Source organism: Streptosporangium sp. NPDC000563, from assembly GCF_040299985.1.
Lineage (GTDB): Bacteria > Actinomycetota > Actinomycetes > Streptosporangiales > Streptosporangiaceae > Streptosporangium.
The window spans coordinates 1-21,726 of record NZ_JBEPDA010000042.1 but is presented as its reverse complement, the minus strand read 5'-3'; the positions used below and the strand labels follow the sequence as shown (position 1 = coordinate 21,726).

Below are 21,726 nucleotides of genomic sequence, written 5' to 3'. Positions count from 1 at the left end.
GTCGGTGCGGGCCTCGGAAGAGGAGATCGCCGAGCTGCTGGCCGGGCGTGAGACCGAGGTGTCGATCGCGGCCGTGAACGGCCCGGCGTCCGTGGTGATCTCCGGGGATGAGCGGGCCGTTCTCGAGGTCGTGGCCGCACTGGAGAAGCGGGCGGTCAAGACCCGGAGGCTGCGGGTGTCGCACGCCTTCCACTCGCCGCTGATGGACCCGATGCTGGAGGACTTCCGCGCGCTGGCCCGGACGCTGACCTTCAGCGCGCCACGGATTCCGATCGTCTCCACGGTGACCGGTGAGATGGCCACGGCCGAGCGGCTGTGCTCGCCGGACTACTGGGTGGAGCAGGTGCGGAGCGCGGTGCGCTTCGCCGACGGGGTGCGCACGCTGCACCGGCAGGGTGTCACGGCCTACGTGGAACTCGGGCCGGACGGGGTGCTCACCGCGATGGCCGCCGACACCCTGGCCGAGCTCACCGCCCAGGACTCGCCCGCCCAGCTCTCCGGCGCCGACGCGGTACTCGCGCCGGTGCTCCGCGGCGACCGCGACGAGCAGTCGTCGATCATGACGGCCCTGGCCGAGCTGCACGTGCGCGGAGTGCCGGTGGACTGGCGGGCGGTGCTCCGGGGTGGGCATCGGATCGACCTGCCGACGTACGCGTTCCAGCGTCAGCGGTTCTGGCCCGACGTGGTCGGCTCCCAGCCGGGGAACGTGGCGGCGGCTGGCCTGGCCTCCGCTGGGCACCCGCTGCTGGGCGCCGCGGTCGGTCTGGCCGACTCGGCCGGAGTCCTGCTCACCGGCAGGCTGTCGCTGCGGACGCATCCGTGGCTGGCCGACCACGCGGTGGCCGGAACGGTGATCTTCCCGGGTACCGGGTTCCTCGAGCTGGCGATCCGTGCCGGTGACCAGGTCGGCTGCGACCTGGTCGAGGAGCTCACCCTCACCGCGCCGCTGATGCTGGGCGAGCGGGACGCCGTCGCGGTGCAGGTGTGGGTGGGCGCGGCGGCGGAGTCCGGCCGCCGCAACCTGAGCGTCTACGCCCGCCCGGCCGAGGCCGCCGACGACGAGCCGTGGGTGCGGCACGCCACCGGCGTACTGGCCGTGGCCGACGGCCGCTCTCGCTCGCTCGCCGACATCGCGGCCGGCTTCGACGCGGCGGTGTGGCCGCCGCGTGACGCGACGGCCATCCGGCTGGACGACCTCTACGACCGGTTCGCCGCGGGCGGGTTCCACTACGGGCCGGTGTTCCAGGGACTGGGCGCGGCCTGGCGGGGCACGGACGGCGCGGTGTACGCCGAGGTCGTCCTGCCCGAGCAGGCGCAGTCGAGTGCGGGTTCGTTCGGGATGCATCCCGCGCTGCTGGACGCGGCGCTGCACTCGGTGAGTTTCGTCGGCCTGGACGACTCCGAGAGCGGCCGGATGCCGTTCTCCTGGGGTGAGGTGTGCCTGCACGCCGGTGGCGCGTCGGTGCTGCGGGTGCGGGTGGCCAGGACCGGTGGTGACGCGGTCTCGGTGATCGCGGTGGACGGCGCGGGGGAGCCGGTGCTGTCGGCGCGTTCCCTGGTGCTGCGACCGGTCGCGGCCGACCAACTGACCGTCGGCGGCGGCGACCTGTACCGGGACTCGCTGTTCCAGCTGACCTGGACGGCGTCGTCCGAGACGACGACGGAGGACGGCACCGGGCTCGACCCGGTCGAGCCCGTCCTGGATCTGGCGTCGGATCCGGCGGCGGCGCTGGCGGCGCTGGAGACCGTCCCGGAGACGGTGACCGTCGCGGCCGGTTCCACTGAGCGGGGCGACGTGGTCGCCGGGGTTCACGAGCTGACCGCCGCGGCGCTGGGCCTGCTGCAGGCATGGTCGGCCGACGACCGCTGCCGCCGTTCCCGGCTGGTCTTCGTGACCAGGGGTGCCGTCACGACGAGCGAGGGCGAGACCGTCGCGGACCTGGCGGCCGCCGCGGTGTGGGGGCTGGTGCGGTCGGCTCAGTGGGAGGACCCGGGCCGCTTCGTCCTGGTCGACGTCGACGACGAGCCGTCCTCGTCCGTACTGGCCGCAGTGCTGGCCTCCGGCGAGCCGCAGGCGGCGGTCCGTGAGGGCGGGGTGCGGGTCCCGCGCCTGGCGCGGGTGGCACCGGCCGATGAGGCCGGACAGCCCTGGGACCCGGCCGGCACGGTGCTGATCACCGGTGGTACCGGTGGTCTGGGAGCGCAGTTCGCGCGGCACGTGGTGGCCGAACGCGGGGTGCGGCACCTGCTGCTGACCAGCCGCCGGGGCCTGGACGCGCCCGGTGCGGTGGAGTTGCAGGCGGAGCTGGTCGCGCACGGCGTCGAGGTCACGATCGCGGCGTGCGACATGGCCGACCGTGACGCGGTGGCGGCGCTGCTGGCAGAGGTGCCGGCCGAGCACCCGTTGACCGCGGTGATCCACACCGCCGGTGTGCTGGACGACGGCATGATCACCTCGCTCACGCCGGAGCGGCTGGCAGGAGTGCTGCGGCCGAAGGTGGACGCGGCCTGGCACCTGCACGAGCTGACCCGGGACCTGGACCTGGCGGCGTTCGTGCTGTTCTCCTCGCTGGCCGGGGTGATGGGCAACGCGGGACAGGGCAACTACGCCGCAGCCAACGTCTTCCTGGACGCGCTGGCCCAGCACCGGCGGGCCGAGGGACTGCCCGCGCTCTCGCTGGCCTGGGGCGCCTGGACCCAGGACGTCGGAATGACCAGCACGCTGGACGACACCGACATGCGCAGGATGGCGCGGGCGGGGATGCCGTCGCTGTCGCTGGAGCAGGGCCTGGCCTTGTTCGAGGCCGCCGTCGCGCTTGAACAGGCGGTGCTGGTTCCCGTCCGGCTGCACCTGCCGTCGCTGCGGACGCAGAGTGACGTGCCGGCGCTGCTGCGCGGTTTGGTACGGGGTGGGCGCCGGTCGGCGGCGTCGGGCTCGGTGGTGGCCGCGACGCTGCTGCAGCGGCTCGCCCCGCTGGGCCTGGCGGAGCGCACCGAGGTCCTGCTGGATCTGGTGCGTACCGAGGTGGCGGTCGTGCTCGGGCACGCGTCGCCGGAGACCGTGGAGGTGCGCAGGGAGTTCCGCGAGCTGGGCTTCGACTCCCTCACCGCCGTCGAACTGCGCAACCGGCTGAACACGGTGAGCGGGCTGCGCCTGCCGGCCACCCTGGTGTTCGACTACCCGACGCCGGCCACGCTGGCGGAGTTCCTGCTGTCCGAACTGCTCGGTGAGGACGCCGACGTGGTCATCCCCGCGTCGGTGGTACCGGTCGCGGACGACCCGATCGTGATCGTGGGCATGGCCTGCCGCTACCCGGGCGGGGTCACCTCTCCGGAGGACCTGTGGCGACTGGTCAGCGAGGGCGGGGACGCGATCACCCCCTTCCCGACGACGCGCGGCTGGAGCCGCGGCTCTCTGGAGGGGAGCACCGAGAGCCGGGCCGTGAACTACGTGGAGGCGGGCGGCTTCCTGCACGAGGCGGGAGAGTTCGATCCCGGCTTCTTCGGGATCTCGCCGCGTGAGGCGCTCGCGATGGACCCCCAGCAGCGGCTGCTGCTGGAGACCACCTGGGAGGCGATCGAGCGCACCGGGATCGACCCGACCTCGCTGCGCGGCAGCCGCACCGGCGTGTTCGCCGGGGTCATGTACCACGACTACGCGACCAGCATGCCGTTCCCGGCGGACGTGGTCGGCTTCATGGGCACCGGCACCGCGGGCAGCGTCGCGACCGGCCGCATCTCCTACACGCTGGGCCTGGAAGGGCCTGCGGTGACGGTGGACACGGCGTGTTCGTCGTCGCTGGTCGCGCTGCACCTGGCCGCGCAGGCGCTGCGCGGCGGTGACTGCTCGCTGGCGCTGGCCGGCGGTGTGACCGTGATGGCCACCCCCAGCCCGTTCATCGACTTCACCGGTCAGGGCGGCCTCGCCGGCGACGGGCGGTGCAAGTCGTACTCGGACGCCGCCGACGGCGCGGGCTGGTCCGAGGGTGTGGGCATGCTGGTGCTGGAGCGGCTGTCGGACGCCCGCCGCAACGGTCACGAGGTGCTCGCGGTGGTGCGGGGTTCTGCGGTGAACCAGGACGGTGCGTCGAATGGTCTGACGGCGCCGAACGGTCCCTCGCAGCGGCGCGTCATCCGTCAGGCGCTCGCCGGGGCGAGGTTGTCGCCGAACGAGGTGGACGCGGTCGAGGGCCACGGGACCGGTACCGTTCTGGGTGACCCGATCGAGGCTCAGGCACTGCTCGCCACCTACGGCAAGGACCGGGACGAGGACCGTCCGCTGCTGCTGGGGTCGATCAAGTCGAACCTCGGTCACACCCAGGCGGCGGCGGGTGCGGCCGGTGTGATCAAGATGATCATGGCGATGCGGCACGGGGTGCTGCCCAGGACGCTGCATGTGGATGAGCCGTCGTCGCATGTGGACTGGGCCTCTGGCTCGGTGGAGTTGCTGACCGAGGCGACGGAGTGGCCGCAGACGGGTCGTCCGCGTCGGGCGGGTGTGTCGTCGTTCGGGATCAGCGGCACCAACGCGCACGTGATCATCGAGCAGCTTGAGGCCGCGACGGTGGCCCGTCCGCAGGACGGTGACGTGCCGCCCGGTGCGGAGACTGAGCCGCCGGCGGTTCCGCTGGTGGTGTCGGGTCGTACGGGTGAGGCGCTGCGGGCGCAGGCCGAGCGGCTGGTCTCGCATGTGGAGGGCCATCGTGAGGTGGCGCTGGTGGATACGGCGTTCTCGCTGGTGGGGTCGCGGTCGGTGTTCGAGCACCGTGCGGTGGTGGTCGGTGCGGGTCGTGAGGGTTTGCTGGCGGGGTTGGGTGCGGTGGCTTCGGGTGAGTCGGTGCCCGGTGGTGTGGTGTCCGGTGTGGCGGATGTGGATGGGAAGTCGGTGTGGGTGTTCCCGGGTCAGGGGGCGCAGTGGGTGGGGATGGGTGCGGTTCTGTTGGAGGAGTCGGCGGTGTTCGCGGCGCGGATGGCGGAGTGTGCGGCGGCGTTGGAGCCGTTCGTGGACTGGTCGCTGCTGGATGTGGTCCGGGGTGTGGAGGGTGCTCCGTCGCTGGATCGGGTGGATGTGGTCCAGCCGACCTCGTTCGCGGTGATGGTGTCGTTGGCGGCGGTGTGGGAGTCGCTGGGTGTTCGTGCGGACGCGGTGGTGGGTCATTCGCAGGGTGAGATCGCGGCGGCGGTGGTGGCCGGTGGCCTGTCGTTGTCCGATGGCGCCCGCGTGGTGGCGTTGCGCAGTCGGTTGATCGGTGAGCGGTTGGCGGGGTTGGGGGCGATGGCGTCGGTGGCGCTGCCGGTCGAGCGGGTTGAGGCCGCCTTGATCGAGGGGGTGTCGGTGGCGGCGGTCAACGGCCCCAGTTCGGTGGTGGTGGCCGGTGAGGTTCAAGCCGTCGAGGAGCTGGTCGAAAGCCTTTCCGCTGAGAATGTTCGGGTGCGGCGGATCGCGGTGGATTACGCCTCGCATTCGGCGCAGGTGGATCTGATCGGCGAAGAACTGGCGCAGGTGCTGGCGGGGGTGGTGCCGCAGTCGGTGCGGGTGCCGATGCTGTCGACGGTGACCGGTCAGTGGCTGGAAGGGCCGGAGCTGGAGGCCGGGTATTGGTGTGAGAACCTGCGGCGCACGGTGGGCTTCGCTCCGGCGGTCGGAGAGTTGCTGGAGCAGCGGTATCGGGTGTTTGTCGAGGTGAGTCCGCATCCGGTGCTGACGGTCGGGGTCGGTGAGTGTGTGGACGCGGCCGAGGTGGAGGCTGTGATCGCCGGGACGCTGCGCCGTGACGAGGGCGGCCTGGAGCGGGTGCTGACGTCGGCGGCGGAGCTGTTCGTGCGTGGTGTGACGGTGGACTGGCTGCAGGTGCTGACCGGTGGCCGCAGGGTGGATCTGCCCACCTACGCCTTCCAGCACCAGTGGTTCTGGCCCGAGAGCACCGGTTCCGGTGCGGGGAATGTGGCCGCGGCCGGGCTGGCAGCGACGGATCATCCGCTGCTGGGCGCGGCGATGGGTCTGGCCGATTCCAACGGGGTGGTGTTGACGGGCCGGTTGTCGCTCTCGTCGCATCCGTGGCTCGCCGATCACACGGTGGCCGGGATGGTGATCTTCCCGGGTACCGGGTTCCTTGAGCTGGCGGTGCGGGCCGGTGACCAGGTCGACTGTGACGTGGTGGAGGAGCTGACGCTGGCGGCGCCGCTGGTGCTGGGCGAGGACGACGCGGTCGTGGTGCAGATCGCGGTGGGTGCGCCGGAGGAGAGTGGCCGGCGTGCGGTGAACGTCTATTCCCGGTCGGCGTCGGCCGCCGACGATGTGCCGTGGGTGCGGCACGCCACCGGCACGCTCGCCACGGGCGGGCGGGCCGCCGTGCCGTTCGACGCGTCCGTGTGGCCCCCGCAGGGTGCGACGGCGATCGAGCTGGACGGGCTGTACGACGAACTGGCCACTCGGGGGCTGGGCTACGGTCCGGTGTTCCAGGGGCTGCGGTCCGCGTGGCGGCGCGATGGGGAGATCTTCGCCGAGGTCGCCCTGCCGGAGCAGGCGACCTCGAGTGCGGGTTCGTTCGGGGTGCATCCGGCGCTGCTGGACGCGGCGTTGCACGCGGTGAGCTTCGCAGGTCTCGACGTGGTCGAGGGAGGTTGGCTGCCGTTCTCCTGGGGTGAGGTGAGCCTGCACGCGGGCGGGGCGGCGCTGCTGCGGGTCCGGCTGACCAGGACGGGTGCCGACTCGGTCTCGCTGACGGCGGTGGACCTGGCGGGAGAGCCGGTGCTGTCGGCGCGGTCGTTGATCGTGCGTCCCTTCACCCCCGACCAGCTGGTCGGCGCCGGTGGGGGGCGTGGTGTGGAGCGGGACTCGCTGTTCGGGGTGGACTGGGTCTCGTTGCCGGAGGCGGGGGATGCGGAGCCCAGGGCGGACGTGGTCGAGCTGAGTGGAGAACTCGCCTCGCTGGATTCGGCGCCGGATGTGGTCATGGTCTCGGTGGGGTCGGCCGATGCCGAGGACGTGGTGGGGTCGACGCACGCGGTGGTCGCGCAGGTCCTGGGGTTGTTGCAGGAGTGGTTGGCCGATGGGCGGTTCGTCGGTTCGCGGTTGGTGTTCGTGACTCGGGGTGCGGTCGAGGCGCGGGATGGTGATGTGGTCGTTGATCTGGCGGCTGCGGCGGTGTGGGGGTTGGTGCGGTCGGCGCAGTGGGAGAATCCGGGCCGGTTCGTGCTGGTCGATGTCGACGTTGATGGTGATGGTGGGTTGTCGTCGTCGGTGCCGGCGGGGGTGCTGGTTTCGGGTGAGCCGCAGGTGGCGGTGCGTGAGGGTGGGGTGTTGGTGCCGCGTCTGGTGCGGGTGGCGCCTGCTGAGGAGGTGGGGCGGTCGTGGGATCCGGAGGGGACGGTGTTGATCACTGGTGGTACCGGTGGTCTGGGGGGGAGTCTGGCTCGGCATGTGGTGGCCGAGCGTGGGGTGCGGCATCTGGTGCTGACCAGCCGTCGGGGCTTGGAGGCTCCGGGTGCGGTGGAGTTGCAGGCGGAGTTGATCGCGCATGGGGTCGAGGTCACGATCGCGGCCTGTGACATGGCCGACCGCGACCAGGTGGCGGCTCTGCTGGCCGGGATCGATGCCGACCATCCGCTGACCGCGGTCATTCACACCGCCGGTGTGCTGGAAGACGCGACGATCCCGTCACTGACCCCGGAGCGGCTGGGCAGGGTCCTGCGGCCCAAGGTCGACGCCGCCTGGCACCTGCACGAACTCACCCGGGAACTGGATCTGGCGGCGTTCATCACCTACTCGTCCCTGTCGGGTGTCATGGGAGCACCCGGCCAGGGCAACTACGCGGCCGCGAACACGTTCCTCAACGCCTTGGCGCAGGCACGCAGGGCCGAAGGGCTGCCCGCGCTCTCACTGGCCTGGGGAGCCTGGACCCAGGACACCGGAATGACCGGCACGCTGAGTGACGCCGACATGCGGCGGATCACCCGTACGGGCATGCCGCCGCTCTCGGTGGAGCAAGGACTGGCACTGTTCGACGCCGCCGGACGGGTGGCCCGGTCGGTGGTGATCCCGCTCCGGTTGGAGCTCGCGGTGCTGCGCGCCCACGGCGAGGTGCCGGCGTTGTTGCGTGGTCTGGTGCGGGGTGGTCGGCGGTCGGCGGCGTCGGGTTCGGTGGTGGCCGCGACGTTGTTGCAGCGGTTGGCTCCGTTGGGGGCGGCCGAGCGGGCCGAGGTGCTGGTGGACCTGGTGCGTGTCGAGGCGGCGATGGTGCTGGGTCATGCCTCGTCCGACATGGTGGAGGTGCGTCGGGAGTTTCGTGAGCTGGGCTTCGACTCCCTGACCGCGGTCGAGTTGCGTAACCGGCTGAACGCGGCGACGGGGCTGCGGTTGCCGTCCACGCTGGTGTTCGACTACCCGACACCGACCGCGCTGGCGGACTTCCTGCTGGCCGAACTGCTCGGCGAGCACGCTGACGCGATCATTCCGGCACCCGTCATGCCGCTGAACGACGATCCGATCGTGATCGTGGGCATGGCCTGCCACTTCCCGGGCGAGGTCGACTCACCGGAGGATCTGTGGCGGCTGGTCTCCGAGGACGGAGATGCGATCTCCGAGTTCCCGACCACGCGAGGCTGGGATCTGGGGGCGCTGTACAACCCGGACCGGGAGAGCCGGGGCACCAGCTATGTGCGCGAGGGTGGCTTCCTGGAGAGCGCCACGCAGTTCGACCCCGGGTTCTTCGGGATCTCGCCGCGTGAGGCGCTGGCGATGGACCCGCAGCAGCGCCTGCTGCTGGAGACGTCGTGGGAGGCGATCGAGCGGACGGGTGTGGACCCGATCTCGTTGCGCGGCAGCCGCACCGGCGTGTTCGCCGGTATCTTCTACCACGACTACGGGATGAGCGCGGAGTTCCCGCCGGAGGCGATGGGCTTCCTCGGTACCGGTACGGCGGGCAGCGTCGCGACCGGCCGGATTTCGTACGCGCTGGGCCTGGAGGGTCCTGCGGTGACGGTGGACACGGCGTGTTCGTCGTCACTGGTGGCCCTGCACATGGCGGCGCAGGCACTGCGCTCGGGTGACTGCGACCTGGCACTGGCCGGTGGCGCGACCGTGATGGCCACCCCGGCGGTGTTCATCGACTTCAGCACCCAGGGAGGGCTGGCAGGCGACGGCCGGTGCAAGTCCTTCGCCGACACCGCGGACGGCACCAGCTACTCCGAGGGTGTGGGCATGCTGGTGCTGGAGCGGTTGTCGGACGCCCGCCGCAACGGCCACCAGGTGCTGGCGGTGGTGCGGGGTTCGGCGGTGAACCAGGACGGTGCGTCCAACGGGTTGACGGCGCCGAACGGTCCTTCTCAGCAGCGGGTGATCCGTCAGGCGCTCGCCGGCGCGGGCTTGTCCTTCACCGAGGTGGACGCGGTCGAGGGCCACGGCACCGGCACCACGCTGGGCGACCCGATCGAGGCGCAGGCGCTGCTGGCGACCTATGGGCAGGATCGGGACGAGGACCGTCCGCTGCTGCTGGGGTCGATCAAGTCGAACTTCGGTCACACTCAGGCGGCGGCCGGTGTGGCGGGTGTGATCAAGATGGTGATGGCTCTCCAGCACGGTGTGCTGCCTCGGACGTTGCACGTGGATGAGCCGTCGTCGCATGTGGACTGGGCCTCTGGCTCGGTGGAGTTGCTGACCGAGGCGACGGAGTGGCCGAAGACAGGTCGTCCGCGTCGGGCGGGTGTGTCGTCGTTCGGGATCAGCGGCACCAACGCGCACGTGATCATCGAGCAGGGGCCCGAGGCTCCGGCGGTGGCTCCTTCGCAGGACCTGGTACCGGCTGCGGACGTGGTTCCGATGGTGGTGTCGGGTCGTACGGGTGAGGCGCTGCGGGCCCAGGCCGGGCGGCTCGTGTCGTACCTGGAGGGCGAGCCCGCTCTTGGGCTGACCGATGTGGCGTTCTCGCTGGTGTCGTCGCGGTCGGCGTTCGAGCACCGGGCCGTGGTGGTCGGCGGGGATCTCCTGACAGGGCTGGGGGCGGTTGCCTCGGGTGAGTCGGTGCCCGGTGTGGTGTCCGGTGTGGCGGATGTGGATGGGAAGTCGGTGTGGGTGTTCCCGGGTCAGGGGGCGCAGTGGGTGGGGATGGGTGCGGCTCTGTTGGAGGAGTCGGCGGTGTTCGCGGCGCGGATGGCGGAGTGTGCGGCGGCGTTGGAGCCGTTCGTGGACTGGTCGTTGCTGGATGTGGTGCGGGGTGTGGAGGGTGCTCCGTCGCTGGATCGGGTGGATGTGGTGCAGCCGACCTCGTTCGCGGTGATGGTGTCGTTGGCGGCGGTGTGGGAGTCGCTGGGTGTTCGTGCGGACGCGGTGGTGGGTCATTCGCAGGGGGAGATCGCGGCGGCGGTGGTGGCCGGTGGGTTGTCGTTGCAGGACGGCGCCCGGGTGGTGGCGTTGCGCAGCCGGTTGATCGGCGAGGAACTGTCCGGGCGTGGGGCGATGGCGTCGGTGGCGCTGCCGGTCGAGCAGGTCACCGAGCGGGTGGCGGCGTGGGACGGGCGGATCTCGGTGGCGGCGGTCAACGGCCCCAGTTCGGTGGTGGTGGCCGGTGAGGTCGCGGCGGTCGAGGAGCTGGTCGAAAGCCTTTCCGCTGAGAATGTTCGGGTGCGGCGGATCGCGGTGGATTACGCCTCGCATTCGGCGCAGGTGGATCTGATCGCCGAAGAGCTGGCCGGGGTTCTGGCGGGGGTGGCGCCGCAGCCGGTGCGGGTGCCGATGCTGTCGACCGTGACGGGTCAGTGGGTGGAGGGTCCGGAGTTGGGGGCCGGGTATTGGTGTGAGAACCTGCGGCGCACGGTGGGCTTCGCTCCGGCGGTCGGGCAGTTGCTGGAGCAGCGGTATCGGGTGTTTGTCGAGGTGAGTCCGCATCCGGTGCTGACGGTCGGTATCGGTGAGTGTGTGGACGAGACCGATGCCACCACCGTGATCGCCGGGACGTTGCGCCGTGACGAGGGCGGTTTGGAGCGGGTGCTGGTCTCGGCGGCGGAGCTGTTCGTGCGTGGTGTGACGGTGGACTGGTTGCAGGTGCTGACCGGTGGCCGCAGGGTGGATCTGCCCACCTACGCCTTCCAGCACCAGCGGTTCTGGCCGAACGCGCGGCAGAGCGGTGATGCCCGTGTTCTGGGCCTGGCCGCGACGGGTCATCCGCTGCTGGGCGCGGCGGTGGGCCTGGCCGATTCCGACGGTGTGTTGCTGACGGGCCGCTTGTCACTCTCGTCGCAGCAGTGGCTGGCCGACTACGTGGTGGCGGGCTCGGTGCTGGTGCCCGGTTCGGCGTTCGTGGAGCTGGCGGTGCGTGCCGGTGACCAGGTCGGCTGCGAGGTGGTCGAGGAGTTGATCCTGGACGCTCCGCTGGTGCTGGGCGAGGACGACGCGGTCGTGGTCCAGATCGCGGTGGGTGCGCCGGAGGAGACCGGTCGGCGGAGCGTGAGTGTCTACGCCCGTTCGGCGGATGCGGCCGAGGAGGTGCCGTGGGTGCGGCACGCGACCGGCACGTTGGCGACCGGTGCTTCCGAGGTCGTGCCGCTCGACGCGGCGACGTGGCCGCCGGTCGGCGCTACCGAGATCGAGCTGGACGGCTTGTACGAGGAGCTGGCCGAGGACGGTTTCGCCTACGGTCCGGCGTTCCAGGGGTTGCGGGCGGCGTGGCGTCGCGACGGTGAGATCTTCGCCGAGGTGAGGCTGCCCGAGCAGATCGGTGGAGCCGCTTCGTTCGGGGTGCATCCGGCGCTGCTGGACGCGGCGCTGCACGCGGTGACCTTCGCCGGGCTGGAGCCGGTGGAGGGGGGCCGGTTGCCCTCCTCGTGGGAGCGGGTGTGCCTGCACGCGGGCGGGGCGTCGGTGCTGCGGGTGCGGCTGGCCAGGACAGACACGGATGCGGTGTCGCTGCTGGCGGCGGATGTGACGGGTGCGCCGGTGCTGTCGGCGCGGTCGGTGGTGTTGCGGCCGGTCCCGGCCGAGCAGCTGGGGGTCTCCGACGGTCGCGGAGTCAGCCAGGATGCGTTGTTCCGGGTGGAGTGGGGGCTCGCGGGCACTTTGCCGGAGGCCGGTGAGGTGTCGGTGGGGATCCTCGGCCCGGACACTTTGGGTGTCGCCTCCACGCTGCGGGCGGACGGGGAGCCGGGTGGCCTTCCGGTGCACGCGGATCTGTCGTCGCTGGCCGAGGCGGGCCCGGTGCCGGCGGTGGTGCTGGCCGAGGCGGTCTCCGACCCGGCGGTCGGGGTGGTGGAGTCGGCGCATGCGCTCACCGCTCACGTTCTGGATGTGGTGCAGCGGTGGCTGGCCGAGGAGCGGTTCGCCGAGTCGCGGCTGGTGTTCGTCACCCGGGGCGCGGTCGCGGCGGGCGACGGCGAGACGATCACCGATCTGCCGGCTGCGGCGGCGCGAGGGCTGATCCGTAGCGCTCAGTCGGAGAACCCTGGCCGGTTCGGCTTGGTCGACGTGGACGGACAGGAGTCCTTGCCCGGTGTGCTGCCGGGAGTGTTGGTCTCGGGTGAGCCGCAGGTGGCGGTACGCGAGGGTGGGGTGTTGGTGCCGCGTTTGGCGCGGGTGGTGTCCGGTGAGGTTCCGGCAGAGGTTTCCGGTGAGGATGTCGGTCGGGTCTGGGATCCGGAGGGAACCGTTCTGATCACCGGTGGTACCGGTGGTCTGGGTGCGCTGTTCGCGCGGCACGTGGTGGCCGAGCGTGGGGTGCGTCATCTGGTGCTGACCAGCAGAAGAGGGCTGGACGCTCCGGGTGCGGTGGAGTTGCGGGCGGAGTTGATCGCGCACGGGGTCGAGGTCACGATCGCGGCCTGTGACATGGCGGATCGGGACGCGGTGGCGGCTCTGCTGGCGCAGGTGGACGACGAGCACCCGCTGACCGCGGTGATTCACACCGCGGGTGTGCTGGATGACGGCACGATTCCGTCGCTGACGGCCGAGCGGCTGGACGCGGTGCTGCGTCCCAAGGTCGACGCGGCCTGGTATCTGCACGAGCTCACCCGTGACGCGGATCTCGCGGCGTTCGTGGTGTTCTCGTCGATGGCGGGGGTGATGGGCAACGCGGGTCAGGGTAACTACGCGGCGGCGAACGCGTTCCTCGACGCTCTGGCCCGGCAGCGCCGGGCCGAGGGGCTGGCGGGGCTGTCGCTGGCCTGGGGCCTGTGGGCGCAGGAGACCGGGATGACCGGCACGCTGGGCGCGGTCGATCTGCGGCGGATGGCGCGGGCGGGGATGCCGGCGCTCTCGGCCGAGCAGGGGCTCGCGGCGTTCGAGCGGGCGGCGGTGTCGGATCACGCGGCTGTGGTGGCGGCGCGACTGGAGCTGTCGGTCCTGCGCACACTCGCCGAACTGCCGCATCTGATGCGTGGCCTGGTGCGTGCGGGCCGTCGGTCGGCGGTTTCCGTCCTCGCGGGTGGGGATTCGGAGTTGTTGCGGCGGTTGGCGGGGTTGGGTGAGGCCGAGCAGGTTCGGCTGGTGGTGGAGTTGGTGCGGGCGCAGGCGGCGGTGGTGCTGGGGCACGCTTCGGGGGAGGCGGTTCAGCCTGGGCGGGAGTTCCGTGAGCTGGGCTTTGACTCGCTGACGGCGGTGGATCTGCGTAACCGGCTGAATGTCGCCACGGGGTTGCGGTTGCCGGCGACGTTGGTGTTCGACTATCCGACGCCGACCGTGCTGGCGCGGTTCTTGGTGTCGGAGTTGCTGGGCCGCCAGGAGGTGGCGGTCGGGTCGGGTGTGGTGGCCGGGCCGAGGGTGTCGGTGGCCGATGATCCGATCGTGATCGTGGGGATGAGCTGTCGCTTCCCCGGTGGGGTGAACTCGCCGGAGGGGTTGTGGCGGTTGCTGGTCGAGGGTGAGGACGCGATCTCGCCGGTCCCGGCCGATCGAGGCTGGAATCTGGGGATGTTGTCGGGGACGGGGGTGGATGTCCAGGGTGGGTTCCTGGCGGATGTGGCGGGGTTTGATGCCGGGTTCTTCGGGATCTCGCCGCGTGAGGCGCTGGCGATGGATCCGCAGCAGCGTCTGTTGCTGGAGGGGGTGTGGGAGGCGGTCGAGCGGGCCGGGATCGACCCGCTCTCACTGAAGGGCAGTTCCACCGGGGTGTTCGTGGGCACCAACGGTCAGGACTACATGAGCCTGATGATGAACACCCCGGCAGATGTGGAAGGCCACGCCATCACCGGTATGTCGGCCAGCGTGCTGTCGGGCCGCCTGTCGTACACGCTGGGCCTGGAAGGTCCTGCGGTGACCGTGGACACGGCGTGTTCGTCGTCGCTGGTGGCGATGCACATGGCGGCACAGGCGCTGAGGTCGGGTGAGTGCAGCCTGGCGCTGGCCGGCGGTGCCACGGTGATGACCACCCCGATCGGGTTCATCGGCTTCAGCGCGCAGGGGGGATTGGCCCCCGATGGACGGTGCAAGGCGTTCTCCGACACCGCGGACGGCACCACCTGGTCCGAGGGCCTGGGCATGCTGGTGCTGGAGCGGCTGTCGGACGCCCGCCGCAACGGGCACGAGGTGCTCGCGATCGTTCGCGGATCGGCGATCAACCAGGACGGTGCGTCGAACGGCCTGACGGCGCCGAACGGTCCGTCTCAGCAGCGGGTGATCCGCCAGGCGCTTGCAGGCGCCGGGCTCTCGGCGTCCGAGGTGGACGCGGTGGAGGCGCACGGTACGGGTACCAAGCTGGGTGACCCGATCGAGGCCCAGGCCCTGCTGGCGACCTACGGCAAGGACCGGGACGAGGACAGGCCGCTGCTGCTGGGTGCGATCAAGTCGAACTTCGGTCACACCCAGGCGGCTGCCGGTGTGGCCGGTGTGATCAAGATGGTGCTGGCTCTCCAGCACGGTGTGCTGCCCAGGACGTTGCACGTGGACGAGCCGTCGTCGCATGTGGACTGGGCCTCGGGTGCGGTGGAGTTGCTGACCGAGGCGACGGAGTGGCCGCAGACGGGTCGTCCGCGTCGGGCGGGTGTGTCGTCGTTCGGGATCAGCGGCACCAACGCGCACGTGATCCTTGAGCAGGGGCCGGCAACCCTGCGTATCGAAGCCGAAACGGTGGCGCGGGACGATGCGCCGGCCGCGGGTGCGGATGTGCTGCCGGTGCTGGTGTCGGCTCGTACGGCAGGGGCGTTGCGGACGCAGGCGGATCGGCTGGCCTCGCATGTGGAGGGCCGTCGTGAGGTGGCGCTCACCGATACGGCGTTCTCACTGGTCACGACCCGTCCGGCGTTCGAGCATCGGGCGGTGGTGCTGGCCGATGGTCGTGAGGGGGTGCTGGCCGGGCTGGGGGCGTTGGCCGAGGGTCTGCCGGGTGCGGGTGTGGTGCGCGGGGTGGCCGCGGGTGAGCCGCAGCTGGCGTTCCTGTTCACCGGTCAGGGGTCGCAGCGGGCCGGGATGGGCCGGGAGCTGTATGGGCGGTTCCCGGTGTTCGCGGCGGCGTTGGACGCGGTGATCGCCGAGCTGGATCCGCTGCTTGAGGGGTCGTTGCGTGAGGTGCTGTTCGCCGAGCCGGGGTCTGCGGAGGCGGAGGCGCTGGATCGGACCGGGTGGGCGCAGCCGGCGTTGTTCGCGGTGGAGACGGCGTTGTTCCGGCTGGTGTCCTCGTGGGGGATCCGGCCGGATGTGCTGGCCGGTCACTCGGTTGGGGAGATCGTCGCTGCGCATGTGGCGGGGGTGTTGTCGCTGGCCGATGCGTGTGCGTTGGTGGCGGGTCGGGCGCGGTTGATGCAGGCGCTGCCCGAGGGTGGGGCGATGGTGGCGGTGCAGGCCTCCGAGGAGCAGGTCGCAGGGCTGCTCGCCGGACGCGAAGACCAGGTGTCCATCGCGGCGGTGAACGGCCCCACCTCGGTGGTGATCTCCGGGGCTGAGCAGCCGGTCCTCGACATCGCCGCAGCCCTGGAGGAACGAGGGGTGCGCACGAAGCGGTTGCGGGTGTCGCACGCGTTCCACTCGCCGCTGATGGACCCGATGCTGGAGGACTTCCGCACGTTGGCGAGCAGGCTCACCTACGGGGCGCCGAGGACCCCGATCGTGTCGACCCTGACCGGACAGGCGGCGACAGCCGAGCAGTTGTGCTCGCCCGACTACTGGGTCGACCAGGTCCGCGGCGCGGTGCGGTTCGCCGATGGCGTGAGCACTCTGCGTGCGCAGGGTGTGCGGGCGTATCTGGAGCTCGGCCCCGACGGGGTGCTCACCGCGATGGCCCAGGACACGCTGACGACCGACCCGGACCCGACTGCCGCGACGTCCGGTTCTGACGTGGAGCCGGACCCGGACGTGGTGCTGGTGCCGGTACTGCGCAGGGACAGAGACGAGCACGAGTCCGTTACCGAGGCGCTGGCCCGTCTGCACGTACACGGGGTGCCGGTGAACTGGCAGACGGTGCTCCCGCGCGGGCGCCGGGTCGATCTGCCGACCTATCCCTTCGAGCACCAGCGGTACTGGCCCGAGGGGGCAGGCTCCTCGGTGGGCAACGTGGCCGCGGCCGGGCTGGCTACAGCCGGACACCCGCTGCTGGGCGCGGCGGTGGGCCTGGCCGATTCCGACGGGGTGCTGCTGACCGGACGCTTGTCGCTCTCGTCGCATCCGTGGCTGGCCGACCACGCGGTGGCCGGAACGGTGATCTTCCCGGGCACAGGTTTCCTGGAGCTGGCGATCCGTGCCGGTGACCAGGTCGGTTGCGACGTGGTCGAGGAGCTCACGCTGGTCGCGCCGCTGGTGCTGGGCGAGAGCGACGCCGTCGCGGTGCAGGTGTGGGTGGGGGCCGCGCAGGAGACGGGCCACCGGAGTGTGAGCGTCTACGCGCGGCCGGCGCAGGCCGCCGACGACGTGCCGTGGGTGCGGCACGCGACCGGCACGCTCGCGACCGGGGCTTCCGAGGTCGCGCCGTTCGACGCGTCCGTGTGGCCCCCGCAGGGGGCGACCGCCATCGAGGTGGGCGGGCTGTACGAAGGGCTCGCCGCGAGCGGGTTCGAGTACGGCCCGGTGTTCCAGGGGCTGCGGGCGGCCTGGCAGGGCGCCGACGGTGAGGTGTTCGCCGAGATCGTCCTGCCCGAGCAGGCGCAGTCGAGTGCGGGTTCGTTCGGGGTGCATCCGGCGCTGCTGGACGCGGCGCTGCACGCGGTGGCCTTCGCCGGGCTGGACGATTCCGAGGGCGGTCGGCTGCCGTTCTCCTGGAGCGAGGTGAGCCTGCACGCCGGTGGCGCGGCGATGCTGCGCATTCGGATGAGCCGGACCGCTGCCGACTCGGCCACGCTGACGGCGGTGGACGCCGCAGGGGAGCCGGTGCTGTCGGCGCGTTCGCTGGTGCTGCGCCCGTTCTCCCCCGGTCAGCTCGCCGCCGCGAGCGGTGACCACGCGACGGAGCGCGACGGGCTGTTCCGGCTGGAGTGGACCGCGCTCTCCGAAGTCACCGCTGCAGACCCGGCGCCGATGGCGATGGTCGGCTTCGCGGCGTTCGAACCGGGTCTCGCGGGTACGTGGGAGTCGGTCCCGGTTCATCGTGACCTGTCGGCGCTGGCCGAGGCGGGCGCGGTGCCGGGTGTGGTGCTGGCCGAGGTCGAGACCTCGTCGACCGCGGACGCGGTGGCATCGGCGCATCAGGTGACGGCCGGGGTGCTGGGGCTGTTGCAGGAGTGGCTGGCCGATGACCGGTTCGCCGAGTCGCGACTGGTGCTCGTCACGCGGGGCGCGGTCGCGGCGGGTGAGGGCGAGGCGGTCACCGATCTGGCGGCCGCGGCGGTGTGGGGTCTGGTGCGCAGCGCGCAGTCGGAGAACCCGGGCCGGTTCGTGCTGGTGGACGTGGACGAGGAGTCGGTGCGACTCGGTGCGCTGAGCGGATTGCTGGCCGGAGTACTGACCTCCGGCGAGCCGCAGGCGGCGGTGCGCGGAGGCGGGGTCTGGGCGCCGAGGTTGGCGTCGCTGACCTCGGGTGCGGGTCTGTTGCCTCCGGTCGGTACGGCGTGGCGGTTGGGCAGCCGGGCCAAGGGCAGCCTGGACGCGCTGGAGCTCATCTCGTACGCGGAGACGGCCGAGCCGCTGCAGGCCGGTCAGGTGCGGGTCGCGGTGCACGCGGCGGGGGTGAACTTCCGCGACCTGCTGGACGGGCTGAACGCACTCGGCTGGTTCCAGGACAAGGTCGGTCAGATGGGTGGCGAGGCCGCGGGCGTGGTGCTTGAGGTCGGCCCCGGCGTCGAGGACCTGCGCCCGGGGGACCGGGTGGTCTGTCTGACCGAAGGCGCGTTCGGCCCGGTGGTCACCAGCGCCCACGTCCTGTCCAAGATCCCCGACGGCATCTCGTTCGAGCAGGCCGCGACGATCCTGGTGACGTTCCTGACGGCCTACTACGGCCTGATGGACCTGGCCAGGCTGCGGGCGGGCGAGCGGCTGCTCGTGCACGCCGGCACCGGTGGCGTGGGTATGGCGGCGATCCAGCTGGCGCAGCGCCTTGGCGTGGAGGTGTTCGCCACCGCGAGTCCGGCCAAGTGGGAGGTACTGCGTTCCCTGGGCATCCAGGACGACCACATCGCCTCCTCCAGGACTTCGGAGTTCGAGGAGCGCTTCCGCGAGGTCTGCGGTGAGCGGGGCATCGACGTGGTGCTCAACTCGCTGACCGGGGATCTCATCGACGCCTCGGCGCGACTGCTGCGTCCCGGGGGCCGGTTCGTGGAGATGGGCAAGCTGGACATCCGCGACCAGGCGCAGTTCCCCGGCCTGGAGTACCACTGGTTCGACATGCTGGACGCCGGCGCCGAGCGGCTGCGGCAGATCCTGGTCGAGCTGATGGAGCTGTTCGCGACCGGTGAGCTGCGGCCGTTGCCGGTCACGGCGTGGGACGTGCGCCGGAGCCGTGACGCCTTCCGGTTCATGAGCCAGGCCAGGCACACCGGCAAGATCGTGCTGACCATGCCCCGGCGCTGGGACCCGCAGGGCACGGTGTTGATCACCGGCGGTACGGGTGGTCTGGGTGCGGAGCTGGCCCGGCATCTGGTGGCCGAGCACAAGGTGCGGCACCTGCTGCTGACCAGCCGCCGAGGTCTGGAGGCTCCGGGGGCGGTGGAGCTGCAGGCCGAGCTGATCGCGCACGGCGTCGAGGTCACCGTCGCCGCCTGCGACATGGCCGACCGGGACGCGGTGGCCGACCTGCTGGCCGGGATCGATGCCGATCACCCGCTGACCGCGGTGATCCACGCGGCCGGAATCGTGGACGACGGAGCGATCACCTCGTTGACGCCGGAGCGGGTGGACAACGTGCTGCGGCCGAAGGTCGACGCCGCCTGGCATCTGCACGAGCTCACCCGGGACATGGACCTGGCCGGATTCGTGGTGTTCTCCTCGCTCGCCGGACTGATGGGCAACGCGGGGCAGGGCAACTACGCGGCGGCGAACGCCTGGCTGGACGCGCTGATGGTCCAGCGGCAGACGCAGGGGCTTCCGGGGCTGTCGCTCACCTGGGGACTCTGGGCGCAGGCCACCGGGATGACCGGAGGACTGTCGCAGGCCAGCGTGGAGCGGATGGCCGCCGCCGGGATGCCGGCGATGACCACCGAACAGGGGCTCGCCCTGTTCGACGCGGCCCTGGGCTCGGACTCACCGCTGGTGGTCCCGGTGCGGTTGAACCTGCCGGCGATGCCCGCTCAGCTGGTGCCGCCGCTGCTGCGCGGCCTGGTGCGCGGCACCCGCCGTACGGCCGCCGCGCTGTCGGCGGCCGGCGGCGGTGGCGCGGGCGAGGCACTGTCGCGGCAGCTGGCCGGCCTGGACCACCCCAAGCAGCTCCAGGTGCTGATCGACCTGGTCCGGGCTCAGGCCGCCGCCGTACTCGGGCACCCGTCGCTGGAGGCGGTGGACGTCCGGCGGGAGTTCCGCGAGCTGGGCTTCGACTCGCTGACCGCGCTTGAGCTGCGCAACCGGCTCAACGGCGCCACCGGGTTGCGGCTGCCCTCCACCCTCGTCTTCGACTACCCCACTCCCACCGTGCTCGGCGAGTACCTGCTCAGCGAAGTGCTCGGCGTGCACGGCGACGCGATTCTCCCGGTGGTCGCCACCTCGGTGACCGACGACCCGATCGTCATCGTCTCGATGGCCTGCCGCTACCCCGGAGGGGTGAGCTCTCCGGAGGATCTGTGGCGACTGGTCGCCGAGGGGCAGGACGCCATCTCCCCGCTGCCACGGGACCGAGGCTGGCAGGCACGCGGCGAGCTGGACTTCGACGGTGGATTCCTCGTCGACGCGACCGACTTCGATCCCGGGTTCTTCGGGATCTCGCCGCGTGAGGCGCTGGCGATGGACCCGCAGCAGCGGCTGCTGCTGGAGGCGTCCTGGGAGGCGATCGAGCGAGCGGGGATCGACCCGACCTCGCTGCGCGGCAGCCGTACCGGCGTGTTCGCCGGGGTGATCTACCACGACTACGGGTCGAGCGCCGAGTTCCCGCCGGATGTGATGACCTTCGTCAGCACCGGTAACTCCGGAAGCATCGTCACCGGTCGTGTCGCCTACGCACTGGGTCTGGAGGGCCCGGCGGTGACGGTGGACACGGCGTGTTCGTCGTCGCTGGTGGCGATGCACATGGCGGCGCAGGCGCTGCGCTCGGGTGAGTGCTCGCTGGCACTGGCCGGTGGTGTGACGGTGATGGCCACGCCGGGGGTGTTCATCGACTTCAGCGCCCAGGGCGGACTGGCCGCCGATGGGCGGTGCAAGGCGTTCTCCGACACCGCGGACGGTACGAGTTGGTCCGAGGGCGTGGGTGTCCTGGTGCTGGAGCGGCTGTCGGACGCCCGCCGCAACGGCCACGAGGTGCTCGCGGTGATGCGCGGGTCGGCGATCAACCAGGACGGTGCGTCCAACGGCCTGACCGCACCGAACGGTCCCTCGCAGCAGCGGGTGATTCGTCAGGCACTTGCCGGCGCCGGGCTGACCGCCGCCGAGGTGGACGTCGTGGAGGCGCACGGTACGGGGACGACGCTGGGCGACCCGATCGAGGCGCAGGCGCTGCTGGCCACCTATGGTCAGGACCGGCCGGAGGACCGGCCGGTTCTGCTGGGGTCGATCAAGTCGAACATCGGTCACACCCAGGCCGCGGCCGGTGTGGCGGGTGTGATCAAGATGATCATGGCGATGCGGCACGGGGTGCTGCCCCAGACGCTGCATGTGGACGCGCCGTCTTCGCACGTGGACTGGGCCTCGGGCGCGGTGGAACTGCTGACCGAGGCCAGGGAGTGGCCGGAGGCCGGGCGCCCGTGGCGGGCGGGTGTGTCGTCGTTCGGGATCAGCGGCACCAACGCGCACCTGATCCTTGAGCAGGGACCGGAGGCTCCTGAGGCGGAGTCGCGTGACGAGGATGAGGCCCCGGCCGCGGGTGTGGTGCCGTGGGTGGTGTCGGGCAAGAGCGAGGAGGCACTGCGGGCGCAGGCAGGTCGCCTGGCGGCGTTCGTGGACGCGCGCGACGAGCTGGGCCTGGTGGATACGGCGTTCTCGCTGGTGGGGTCGCGGTCGGTGTTCGAGCACCGTGCGGTGGTGGTCGGTGCCGGTCGTGAGGGGTTGCTGGCGGGGTTGGGTGCGGTGGCTTCGGGTGAGTCGGTGCCCGGTGTGGTGTCCGGTGTGGCGGATGTGGATGGGAAGTCGGTGTGGGTGTTCCCGGGTCAGGGGGCGCAGTGGGTGGGGATGGGTGCGGCTCTGTTGGAGGAGTCGGGGGTGTTCGCGGCGCGGATGGCGGAGTGTGCGGCGGCGTTGGA

At 71.5% G+C, this 21,726-nt stretch carries 1 protein-coding gene (only partly in view); it reads left to right on the top strand.

Going from position 1 to position 21,726, the window contains the following annotated elements; all coding sequences use genetic code 11:
• On the top strand, positions 1 to 21,726 hold part of the coding region annotated (locus ABT352_RS39425) for an SDR family NAD(P)-dependent oxidoreductase (protein WP_350950173.1) (this coding region is incomplete at its 3' end). 19,826 nt of the annotated region lie to the left of the window's left edge; 21,726 of 41,552 annotated nt are visible.